Here is an 11,467-nt window from a genome sequence, read left to right on the forward strand (position 1 = left end):
CCGTGATCAGGCGGCGCGGGCGGTGCCGGTGAGGGCGAGGAAGACCTCGTTCAGGTCGGGGCGGTCGACGGCGAAGCCGCGCAGCGGGATTCCGGCGGCCCGGCAGGCCGCGACGATGTCGGCGGCGACGCTGGCGTCGGCCAGCGCGACGGTCAGCGTGCCCGCCGATGACCCCTTGGGGACTTCGCCGGTGAGGTCGGCGACGAGGGACTCCGCGTGCGCCGACTGGGCGATATCGGCGAGTTCCAGCCGCAGCACCTGCTCGCCGACCGACGACTTGAGTTCGCCCGCGGTGCCTTCGGCGACGATCCGGCCCCGGTCGATCACCGCGATCCGGTCGGCGAGCGCGTCGGCTTCCTCGAGGTACTGGGTGGTCAGCAGGACGGTGGCGCCGCGCGCGACGAGCTTGCGGATGATGCCCCACATCCGATCCCGGGTGTGCGGGTCCAGCCCGGTGGTCGGTTCGTCGAGGAAGATCAGTGGTGGGTCGGTGATGAGCGTCGCCGCCAGGTCCAGCCGCCGGCGCATGCCACCGGAGAACTGGCCGACCGGACGATCGGTGACCGCGGTCAGCTCGAACTCCTCGAGCAACTCGGCGCTGCGCGCGGCCGCCTCCCGCCGGGACAGCCCCAGCAGCCGCCCGAACAGGCGCAGATTCTCTCCCGCGGTGAGGGTTTCGTCGACGGAGGCGTACTGGCCGGTGAGGCCGATCATCGACCGGACGGCGGTCGCGTCGCGGGCGATGTCGTAGCCGAAGATCCGCGCACTGCCCCGATCCGGGCGGACCAGGGTGGCCAGCATGCGGACCGTGGTGGTCTTGCCCGCCCCGTTGGGGCCGAGCAGGGCGAAGACGGTGCCCGCGGCCACGGTCAGGTCGACGGCGCCGACGGCGGTGAAGTCACCATAGGACTTGCCCAGTCCCTGGGTGCGGATGGCGATATCGGTGCTCATGCCGATCTCCCTGCGATATGGACGAGTTCGGAACGGTGTGCAATCAGTGCTGCCACGGCGTCGGCCGCGCGGGCGACACCGTCGGTGCGGAACATGGCGGCGTACTCCGCGCTGCGGCGGCGGACCGCGGGCGTCGAGATCCGGTCGAGTGCGGCGTCCAGGCGTGGACCGGTGAGTCCGCGTGCCGGAAGCGTCGCCGCCAGGCCGAGACGCCGCAGCGCCTGACCCCAGTACGGCTGATCGGCCTGCACCGAGCAGATCACCTGTGGCACTCCGGCTCTCAGTGCGGCGGCCGTGGTGCCTGCGCCGCCGTGGTGCACTGCCGCCACACAGCGCGGCAATACGGTGGTGTGGTCGACCTGGTCGACGATGGCCACCTCGGCGTCGATTTCCGGAGCGATCGCGGCCCAGCCCGACGCCAGCAGCAGTCGCCGGTTCCGGCGGGCGCAGACGGCGCGGAGCATGGCGGTGAACTCCGCCGGATCGCCGACATCCATCGACCCGAAGCCGACGTAGATCGGCGCCGAACCGTCGGCCAGCCAGCGGTGCAGTGCCGACGAACTGGGGCCGTGCGCCTCCGTGCCGACCGCCGACGCGTCGGCCTGGCGACGTCCGGCCGGCAGCGAATCCCCGCCGGCCGGTGTTTCAGGGCCGGGGTGACCGCGGTGTCGTTCCGGGCGCACGGGCGGGAGTGCGGAATCCGCTGTGGCGGTGAACAATCCGTCGACATCGATCGGGAATCCGGTGAACGGCCCGTCGATCTCGGCGTCGAGACCGGGAAACAGCTCGGGCTCGTAGGCTTGGATGCGGGTGTACGGCGTGGGGCGACCGGCGGGTAGCACCGGAGCCAGCGCGCCTGCCCTGGCCCGGGCCAAAGCCGACCATGCCACGCGGTTCACCACGCCGGGAATCGCGTCCGCCCACGGTGCGGGCACGACCGGCACGACCGTCGTCGGCTGGATCGGGAAGAAGTGCAGCGCCGCGAACGGCAACCCCGCCTCCCCGGCCACCGCCGCGGCGGCCTCCTCACCGGCCATCCCGGCCACCACGACATCGTGACCCGGCACGAGCGACCGCAGGTCGGCCAGCATCTCGGACACACCACGGCGTTGCAGGTCGACGACGGCGCGCAGCCGGGCGCGCGGATCACGGGAGCCGAAGCGCGGATCGGTGCGTTGCGCGGCCAGCAGTTCGGCGCTGTCGCGGCCGAACGGGACAGCGGCGATCCCGTGCCCGGTGGCGAATCCGACCAGATTCGGGGCCAGCGCCAGGGTCACCTCGTGGCCCCGTGCGCGCAGGGCGCGCGCGAGCAGGATGCCGGGCTGGGCGTCGCCCCGGCTGCCGGTGAAAGCCAACAGTGCCCGCATCGGCTCACACCGCCTGCGCGACCGGTGCGGACGCGGAGGCGGGCGCGGCCACCTCGTCCCGGATGGTCGCGGTGATCGAGGACAGCGCCGTTCCGAACGCGGTGAGGAACTCGTCCATCACCTCGGCGGGCAGGCCCGCAGGATACCGGGTGGACACGTACAGGCCGTCGGCGGCCCGCACCACCCACAGGAACACCTCGTCGGGGGAGTACGACTCGGCGCGCAGCGTCCGGCCCCGCAGGTCGGCGACCAGTTCGTAGCCGGGCAGCACCCGGATGTCGAGGAAGGAGATGCCGAAGCGCGGCGTCTCCGCGATGCCCAGGATGTCCAGCACGCGCGACCAGGACGCGTCGTTGGCCGTGCGCGCGCGGCGCAACGCGGTCCGCGCGCTCTCCAGGGCCTCCGGCATTCCGGCCGCTGGGCCCACGGCGATGTCGACCGGAACGACATTGACGAACCAGCCCATCGACTCCAGCCAGCGCAGATCCGGCCTGGTCGCGATCGGCATCACGGTCCGCATCCGCTCCGTCCCGAACCGCTGCCGCTGCGCCAGCGCCAGCGCGGCGAACACGGCCACCGACATCCGGTGGCGCACCTGGTCCAGCACCGCCTCCACGCGCTCGAGCTCGGCGAGGGTGAGTACCCGCCGCGACACACTCGGCTGCGGCCGATCGTCGGAGACCGCGCGCAGCGCGTGCGGTGCGAAGCACGGCATGGTGCCGTCGCCACCGGCGAGGAAGTCCCGCCAGGTCGCCACCGCGGGCGCGTCGGGGCAGAGTTCGGCCGCCGCGGCGCGCTCCAGCACCGCGAAATCGGCGGGACTGCCGAAGGTCGCCGACTCCCGGGCCGGCTCACCGGCCAGCACCTCGCGGTAGAGGGCACGCAGTTCGAGAATGAGAATGGCCTGGGAATAGGCGTCCATCACCGAATGGTCGGCGCCGATCAGCACGGTGAAATCGCCGGTCGCCGGATGCTCGACGGTCGCGGCCAGCAGATGCGGCCAGACCAGTGGCGACAGGCGCAATTCCAGTACGCCCCGCAGGAATTCGTTGATGTCGGCACCGTCGGTGAGACCCTCGACCCGCTGTTCGGTGATCCCGACCGCGTCGGCCGCCGCGACCAGTCTGCCCGGCTCGCCGGCCGGTCCGGTGCGCACCGTGGTGCGCAGCCCCTCGTGCCTGGCGTGCCAGCGTCGCAGCGTTTCCCGCCAGGCGTGGTGATCCAGCGCGGCGTCCATCTCGAAGACGGTGCCGATCCAGCGGCCCCGGCCCGGCTGCGGATCGGCCGGGTCGACACCGGCGCAGTAGCCGGCGTGGACACTGGTCAGCGGCCGGTCGTCGGAATGCCAGGCATCCGCCGACAGGGTGGGAGTCCAGATCGACAACAATCCGGGACGGATCTCGAATTCGGACAGGTGGGTGTATTCCATGGCCCGGTTCACCTCGTGACGAATACATGCCGAAGCGGCGGAAGACGGATTCGAAAGAAAGGGGCACGTCGATGTGTCACCACTGATGCTCTGGAACTTCGACGGCGGATATTCCGGGAAGCCTCGGCGGATTAGATGCTATATCCCGCGCGCCGGAAATCATTCCTGTGATCGCCGTCACGAAAATTGCTGAACAAAATTGGGCGCCCGGTCGGCGCGGTGCCGTGCGGTGGATTGGCGCTGGCGCACAGAACGTTTCGGATGGAACCATCGGCGCGCCGTGATGTCCGCCGGTGTTTTGTTCACCCGGTGGGCGGGCGCACTGTCGGCGTCGTCACAAACCGGGAGAAGGCTGGTCCGGTGGTGTTTCCCGGCTGTTCACCCGGCGCCGCGCACCGCGAGGTCGCGCAGGCGCAGCCAATCGATCGCGGGAGCGGCGGGCGGGGTGCCCGGTCTGGCCCGGGGCACGCGTACGCGCAGCGCGCCGGGTTCGATCACGCAGCGCACCGGGGTGTCCAATTGCAGCGATTCGCCGTCGACGCCGACCGGGATCCGGTCCGCGTCCGCGTCGACCGTGACCTCGGGGGCGTTCTGCTGCGTCAGGCCCCGGCTGCGGGTCCGGTAGATCAGCCCGACGGCTTCGCGAGTGTTCGAGACGGAGACGGTGACCGCGCCGAGCGTGCCGCGATCGAGGCGTTCCCGGCGGCTGAGCCCGGCGAGATCACTGGTGCCGTAGGGGTTGTTGCTCACCAGGATCGCCTGTGGCGAGGTGACCGTGGTGCCGTCGATGCGCGCGACGAGCCGGTTGCCGGTGTGCCCGGCCAGCAGATCGGGCAGCAGGCGCAGCACCGTCGCGGTCTTGTCGTCGCGATAGGCGGGACTGCGCACGATCTCGGCGTAGACGCCGAAGGAGGCGTTGTTGACGAACGGTCGCCCGTTGATCCGGCCGAGATCGACGCGTAGCTCCACGCCGTCACGCAGCGCGTCCAGGCAGGTGGCGGGGTCGTCGCGATCCAGGCCGAGGTCCATCGCGAAGTGATTGCGCGTGCCCGCGCTGATCACCAGGAACGGCAGCCGGTGTTCGGCCGCGACGGCAGCCACCAGCGCCTGGGTGCCGTCACCGCCCGCCACGCCGAGCAGGTCGGCACCCCGCACGACGGCCTGCCTGGCCAGCTCCTCGACATCGACCGAGCCTTCCAGCAGCACCACCTCGGCACCGAGTTCCACGGCCTTGCGGTGCAGATCGAACTTGCCGACCTTCCCGCCGCCCGAGCGCGGATTCATGATCAGGAACGGTCGGCGCACCGGAGTGGCGGGCAGTTCGATCGCGGTGCGCCGGTGCCGGGTGCGCAGGGCGACGCGTGCGGCGCCGACCGCCAGCACGGCCAGCGCCGCGGTCAGCAGCACCACCCACAGCAGGCGGGCGCGCACGAAGACGACCACCACGAAGATCGGCGCGAGCACCGCGATACCGAGCGACACCCAGCGCAGGACGCCGTATCTGGTCAGAAACCAGTACAGCGCCGCCACGGTCACCACCACGCCGCCGGTGCCGATGATCAGTACGCCGAGGGTCCCCACCACCCCGCGAACAGCACCGGGATCAGCGCGGTCATGGCCGCGAACAGGAAGGCCGCCCTGGCGGCCCAGCACCGCAGCCGCGGGCCGGATTCGCCGCTGGTCATCCGGCTCGCCGCTCAGCTCGCGCGGCGCGCGCCGGCCACCATCGTGGCCTCAGCGTTGCGGATGCCAGGCGGTGACGGCCCAGATGATCACCACGCTGAGCCCGATGATGATGATCGACCAGGCCGGATAGTAGGGCAGGGACAGGAAATTCGCGACGATCACCAGCGCGGCGATGCCCACCGCGGCATACCGGCCCCACGTCGATCCCAGCACCAGACCCACACCGCAGATCAAGGCGATGCCGCCGAGCACGACATGGATCCAGCCCCAGGTCGTCGTGTCGAACTGATAGATGTATTCGACCCCGGCGACATATATTTCGTCGTCGCGCAGGGCGGCGATGCCCTGCAGCACGGAGACCGTGGCCAGGATGAGAAGCATGCACGCGGCCGTGACGGATATTCCCTCCGCGACGGCTTGCCGCTGAAATGGTTCTTCTTCGGGGGAGACATGGCGCCCCGTGGATGTGGTCATGCTCGACTCCTCGCAGTGCTGAGGGCCGCCGGTCGCGAATCGTTGCGCGGAGAATTCGGCCGGTGGTCGAAATTGTCGAAAGCCGATCAGAGTTTACCGAAATTGTATCCTCCAAACAAGAAATCGAGGGCCGCTGGATCAGCCTCTGGCAGTCGGTGGCCGGGATTCGGCGCGATCGAGTTCTTCGTCCAGCGCCAGGGCGGCGGCGATGACGGCCAGATGCGTGAACGCCTGCGGGAAATTGCCCAATTGCTCACCGGAGGGGCCGATCTCCTCGGCGAACAGCCCCACGTGGTTGGCGTAGGTGAGCATCTTGTCGAAGGCGTAGCGGGCCTGCTGCACGCGCCCGGTGCGGGCCAGCGCCTCGACGTAGAGGAAGCTGCACAGGTTGAACGTGCCCTCGGTGCCGCGCAGCCCGTCGGGCGAGGCCGCCGGGTCGTAGCGGTAGACCAGGCTGTCGCTGACGAGTTCGTGATCCATCGCGTCGAGCGTGCTCAGCCACATCGGGTCGGTCGGTGACAGGAAACCCATGCGGGGCATGAGCAGCAGCGAGGCGTCGAGCACATCGGTGGCGTAGTGCTGGACGAAGGCCTGGCGCTTCTCGCTCCAGCCGCGGGTGACGATCTGGCGGAAGACCGCGTCGCGTTCGGCGGTCCAGCGGGCCAGGTCGGCCGGGCGGGCGTACTCGGTGGCCAGCCGGATGGCGCGGTCGAAGGCCACCCAGGTCATCAGCCTGCTGTAGGTGAATTCCTGACGGCCGCCGCGGGTTTCCCAGATCCCTTCGTCCGGGCGGTCCCAATGGTCGGCGAGCCAGTCGACGATCCCGGCGAGAGTTTGCCAGCCGCCGATGGCGGCCATGTCGGTGGACTGGGCCAGGGCATCGGCCGCCTCGCCGTAGATGTCGAGCTGGATCTGATCGGCGGCGCCGTTGCCGAGGCGCACCGGCGCCGAATTCCGGTATCCCGACAGATGGTCCAGCACCACTTCCTCGAGGTTCGGGTCGCCGTCGATTCGGTACATGATCTGCAGCGGCTCACCGGACGCCGTCCCGCCCGCCTCGACGCGGGCGCGCAGCCACTGGCGGAACGCGTAGGCCTCCTCGGTGAAGCCGAGGTCCATCAGCGCGCGCACCGACAGCGAGGCGTCCCGGATCCAGGTGTAGCGGTAGTCCCAGTTGCGTTCGCCCCCGATCTGTTCGGGCAGTCCCATGGTGGCCGCGGCGATGGGCGCGCCGGTCGGGGCATAGGTGAGCAGCTTGAGGGTGATCGCGGAACGGTTGACCATGTCGCGCCAGCGGCCGCGGTAGGTCGAGGCCCGCAACCACGTCTGCCAGAACGTGCGGCACCGCTCGAATTCGTCCGCGATGGCATGCCAGGTCGGCGCGCTCGCGACCGAGGCGCCCGGGGCGGCGGTGGTGAGCACCACCGCGGCGCGTTCACCCGCGGCGAGGGTGAAGTGCGCGACGCTGTCCACGCCGTCGGTGTGCAGTGCGATCGGGTCGGTGGTCTGGAGGTGGAGATCGGCGTCGGGAGAACGGAAGACGGCGGTGCGTTCGTCGACCCGGTCCAGGGTGTGGGTGGCGCGCGCGTAGTCGAACCGGGGGCGGCACTCCAGGGCGAATCGCAGACTGCCGCGCACCACCCGCGCCACGCGGACGAGGCGATGCCGGTCGACCGGGTCGCCGCCGGTGATCGGCACCATGAAGTCGGCGACCTCGCCCACCCCGTCGGGTCCGCAGAACCGGGTGACCAGGATGGCGGTGTCGGGCATGTACAGCTGGCGCACGGTCACCTGGTGGGAGGTGTCGACCGCGATCGAGCAGTGCCCGCCCTTCTCGCTGTCGAGCAGCGACGCGAAGACACTCGGGGAGTCGAAACGTGGCGCGCACCACCAGTCGATCGTGCCCGCGGCGGAAACCAGCGCCGCGGTCTGCAGATCACCGACGATGCCGTGCTCGTCGATCGGTGGGTAGGCGTTCACGCGGGTTCCTCCCGTCGCAGGCCGCCCCTGCGGTCGGCTGCCTTCAGCAAAGCAGCGACCGGGCGGCCCGGCCTCACCCGGAAGGGGTGATTCCCGCGACGGGTTTGCGCGGGATCAGGCCCGTGCCGAACAGCGCGAGGATCGCGAGCACCGCGGTGACGGCGAAGGCGACCTGCAGCGCCTCCAGCCGCGAATCGGAGTTGACGGCGACGATGGCGTCCGCGGTACTGCCGTCGATGCCTGCCTGATCGAGCGCGTCGTCGAGCTGGGCGTCCGACAGGAACGGCACCCCGCCTGCCAGATCGGTGGTGGCCTGCTGCTGCACCGAGGCGGGCACCGACGGATTGTTCTCGATGCCGGCCAGCACCGAGGTGGTGAGCGTGGAGATCAGGATCGACCCGATCAGCGCGGTCCCCAGCGACGCGCCCAGCGTGGTCGCGGTGTTCTGCAGTCCGCCGACCTCGGAGCTGCGGGAGTCCGGGACCGCGGACACGGTGACGGCACCGAGCTGGGAAGCCAAGGCGCCCAGGCCCAGTCCCATCAGCAGCATCGGAATCGAGACGACACCGGCGTTGGCGCCCGGATCCATGCCCGCTGCCAGGATCAGCACGCCCACGATCATGGCGAGCAACCCCACCCGCACGACACGGCGCGGGTTGGCCCGCGGCAGGAACTTCGGGATGCCCGCCGCGGCCAGCACCAGCGCCACCGACAGCGGCAGGATCCGCACGCCGGTCTCGACCGCGCTGAGATCGAGCACCACCGACAGGAACAGCGGTACCGAGAAGAACACCCCGGCCTGCACGGCGAACTGCGCGAAGAACATGCTCGCGCCGCCGACCAGTTGCCGGTTGCGCAACAACGCCGGATCCACCAGCGGATCCTGTCCCCGTTCCACCAGATAGGCCTGCCTGCGCAGGAACAGGTACAGCGTGAGCAGGCCGCCGATCAGCAGCCAGAACACCGCGGACAGGCCGAACAGGGCGGGCTCGCCCGCCGCGGGCCGCACCCAGCCCCACTCGCTCGACCGCAACACCGCGAACACGATCGCGCCGAGCCCGACGACCGACAGCAGCGACCCGACCAGATCCAGCCGCACCCGCTCGGCGGGCGCGTCCTCGACCCGGCGCAGCACCAGCAGGATGGCCACCACGATCACGACCTCGCCGAAGAAGACGTAGCGCCACGACGCGAAGGTGGTCACAGCGCCGCCGAGCAGGGGGCCGACGGCCACGGCGATGGCGCCCGCGGCCGCGACGATGCCATAGGCGGCCGCGCGGCGTTCGGGCGGGAAGTTGCCCGCCACCAGCGACACGATCGCGGGCATGATCAGGGCCGCGCCGATGCCCTCGAGCAGCGACCAGCCCAGCAGCAGCACCGGCAGATTCGGCGCGAGCCCGGTCACGAACGACCCGACGCCGTACACGACCAGCCCGATCCCGAACACCCGGCGCCTGCCGACGATGGCGCCGATCTTGCCGCCGGTGATCATCAGCGAGGCCATGACCAGCGTGTAGAGCGTGATCGCGGTCTGGATACCGGTGATCGTGGTGCCCAGATCCTGGGCGACGGTGGCCATGGACACGTTCATCACGGAACTGTCGAGCGTCATGAGGAACTGTCCTGAGGCCAGCACCGTCAGGACGAGCGCTTTCGACTTCACCGGCGGTGCCGACATCCGGTCTCCTCGAGGTCAGTGGGTCAAGGCGACTTTGACCGCCACCACGGTGGTGGCGGCACAGCCCAGCGCGATCGCGCCGAGCAGGGTCGAACGATCGGGTCGCCTGCCCTCGAGCCGGCGGATGACGAACACGATCCCGGCGATCCGCAGCAGCATCGCCACCTCGGCCAGGATCTGGGCGGTGCGGGGTTCGAGCCAGCCGAACCCGGCGGCCGCGAGGATCGCGCACGGCATGACCGCCGAACTGAGGATGGGCAGCGAATCGCGCAGGTCCGCGAACCGCTGCGCACGGGTCACGGCCGAAGCCTCACGCACCGACCGGCCGACACCTTCGGCGAACACGTGGGCGATGAACGTCGACAGCGCGGTGCCGAGGACCACGAGGATGCCGACATCGTCGTTCGACGGTGAGACCGGGATCAACGCGGCCAGGATCAGGATGTTGCCGTAGATGTAGGCGCTGATCCGGCCCGCGGCGTTGCGGCGGTCGAGCGGGGCACCCCGGGAGAACAGGGGCCGGTGCAGCATTTCGTGCGTCGAGCCTTCCATCGGGCCTCGCAGTGTTCGTCAGCTGACACTGTGCGCACCCCGGTCAGGGGTGCTACCTCACTATATGCGCGCCGTGCGCCGGGCTGCGGTGCCGCGCGAGGGGCCGGGTCGTGTAGTTTGCACGCCAGGAGCGGCTGTTTCGCCGCTCCTGGGTTTGCTGTCGAATGTTAGGAAAGCTTGATGGGAAGCACTGCCCTCGATGTCATTGCCCTGCTGGTCAACCGTGCCGCCGGTTTCTGGAACTGGATGGCGACCGGCTCGGCGGGTTTCCCGCCGCTGTGATCGTCTGAGCTGAACCCGCGAAACCCCTGGAACCCCGTCGGGTCCGGGGGTTTCGCGCTGTCGGGGGTCCGCACGCGGTCGAGCGTGTCGTACCCCGGCGTTACCGTTGGCGCACAGCCCATGTCGAGGAGGGTGACGATGACCGACAGTGTCGAACGTGTGCGGGAACGAGCGCGGCGTCCGGAGGATCTGAGCCGGTTGGTGGTCGAGCGGCTCAACGCCGGTGACGTGGACGGCCTGGTCGAGTTGTACGAATCCGAGGCGGTGCTGGCGCTGCCCGACGGCGTGGTGGCCACCGGGATCGAGGAGATCCGGGCGGCCTACACCCGGCTGATCGCCGATCGCCCGGTGTTCCAGCCCGGCGCGCAGGCCCCGGCCTTGCGGGCCGGTGACCTGGCGCTGACCTCGTCGCGGCTACCCGGCGGGACCGGCGCGACCGTCGAGGTGGCGCGTCGGCAGCCCGACGGCAGCTGGCGGTGGATCCTGGATCAGCCGAACGTCCTCGGCTGAGGAGAGTCGTTGCGGTGCCGCGGTTTTCGCGGCACCCGCTCAGTTCTGGGTGAGGCCCGTCGAGAACACGACGACGACCTTGTCCGGGGTGACCTCGCTGACCCGCACGTCCGTCCCGTTGGACGCCTGCGACTGCCCGACCGGCACGGTGATCTGCTGGCCACCGACGCTCAGGGTCACCACGTCGCCGTTGACGGCCACGAGCTGCGCCTCGATCCCGAGGACCGAGGCCTTCGCGTCCACCCCGCGATCGAAGGTGACGGTGCAGCCGCCGACCGTGCACTCGGAGGTGGTGCCGGGCCCGGTCATGGTGCAAGCGGTGGCGGCGAGGGGCAACAGGAGGGCGAAAGCGGACAGCGCGATCAGCCGACGAACAGGCATGTCGTCAGTCTAGTGCGCGCGAGCCGGTCGGGACCCAGGAGTGGACTCGGGATCGAAGGTGCAACGGAACGGTCTCGCCGTGTTGCGGGTCGGCCACATCGGGTAATACCGTCGCTGAGAGGTAACCGGCATCGCAGCATCGGGTGCCGATCGTGTCCGGTACGTCGGGGTGACCTC

General features: G+C 70.2%; 9 protein-coding genes and 1 pseudogene. 1 reads left to right on the forward strand and 9 read right to left on the reverse strand.

The features are described 5' to 3' along the window. Positions 1–6: 6 nt before the first annotated feature. The 8 genes and pseudogenes from EL493_RS18740 to EL493_RS18775 form a co-directional block, all read right to left on the reverse strand. Positions 7–951: a daunorubicin resistance protein DrrA family ABC transporter ATP-binding protein gene (locus EL493_RS18740; RefSeq protein WP_019046843.1), complete on the reverse strand. Its 945-nt coding sequence runs from the start codon at positions 949–951 to the stop codon at positions 7–9. Next, positions 948–2,318, reverse strand: a complete 1,371-nt coding sequence (locus EL493_RS18745) for a glycosyltransferase (RefSeq protein ID WP_019046844.1) — start codon at positions 2,316–2,318, stop codon at positions 948–950. Before EL493_RS18745 ends, EL493_RS18740 begins: the two co-directional genes overlap by 4 nt. A 4-nt stretch (positions 2,319–2,322) precedes the next feature. Further along, positions 2,323–3,747 carry a condensation domain-containing protein gene (locus tag EL493_RS18750; protein WP_019046845.1) on the reverse strand — a complete coding sequence of 475 codons (1,425 nt, stop codon included), beginning with the start codon at positions 3,745–3,747 and terminating at the stop codon, positions 2,323–2,325. Between the two features lie 378 nt (positions 3,748–4,125). Beyond that, positions 4,126–5,432 (reverse strand): annotated as a pseudogene (locus tag EL493_RS18755) (diacylglycerol/lipid kinase family protein). Positions 5,433–5,481: 49 nt separating this feature from the next. Beyond that, positions 5,482–5,907, reverse strand: coding sequence for a DUF7144 family membrane protein (locus EL493_RS18760; protein WP_022566955.1), 426 nt, complete (start codon positions 5,905–5,907; stop codon positions 5,482–5,484). 138 nt (positions 5,908–6,045) lie between these two features. After that, entirely contained in the window at positions 6,046–7,887 is a 1,842-nt protein-coding gene (locus EL493_RS18765; RefSeq protein WP_019046848.1) for a glycoside hydrolase family 15 protein, read from the reverse strand. A 73-nt stretch (positions 7,888–7,960) separates the two neighbouring features. Beyond that, entirely contained in the window at positions 7,961–9,565 is a 1,605-nt protein-coding gene (locus EL493_RS18770) for an MFS transporter (RefSeq protein WP_019046849.1), read from the reverse strand. A 15-nt stretch (positions 9,566–9,580) separates the two neighbouring features. After that, positions 9,581–10,117, reverse strand: coding sequence for a hypothetical protein (locus tag EL493_RS18775; protein ID WP_019046850.1), 537 nt, complete (start codon positions 10,115–10,117; stop codon positions 9,581–9,583). Between the two features lie 420 nt (positions 10,118–10,537). Here EL493_RS18775 and EL493_RS18780 point away from each other — a divergent pair, with 420 nt between their 5' ends. After that, positions 10,538–10,909: a YybH family protein gene (locus tag EL493_RS18780; RefSeq protein WP_019046852.1), complete on the forward strand. Its 372-nt coding sequence runs from the start codon at positions 10,538–10,540 to the stop codon at positions 10,907–10,909. 39 nt (positions 10,910–10,948) lie between these two features. Here the strand turns inward: EL493_RS18780 and EL493_RS18785 are convergent, their stop codons facing one another. Beyond that, complete coding sequence (locus EL493_RS18785) at positions 10,949–11,290, reverse strand: LSm family protein (RefSeq protein ID WP_019046853.1); 342 nt, start codon at positions 11,288–11,290, stop codon at positions 10,949–10,951. Positions 11,291–11,467: the final 177 nt, after the last annotated feature.

Origin of the sequence: Nocardia asteroides, assembly GCF_900637185.1 — a bacterium.
GTDB classification, from domain to species: Bacteria; Actinomycetota; Actinomycetes; order Mycobacteriales; family Mycobacteriaceae; genus Nocardia; species Nocardia asteroides.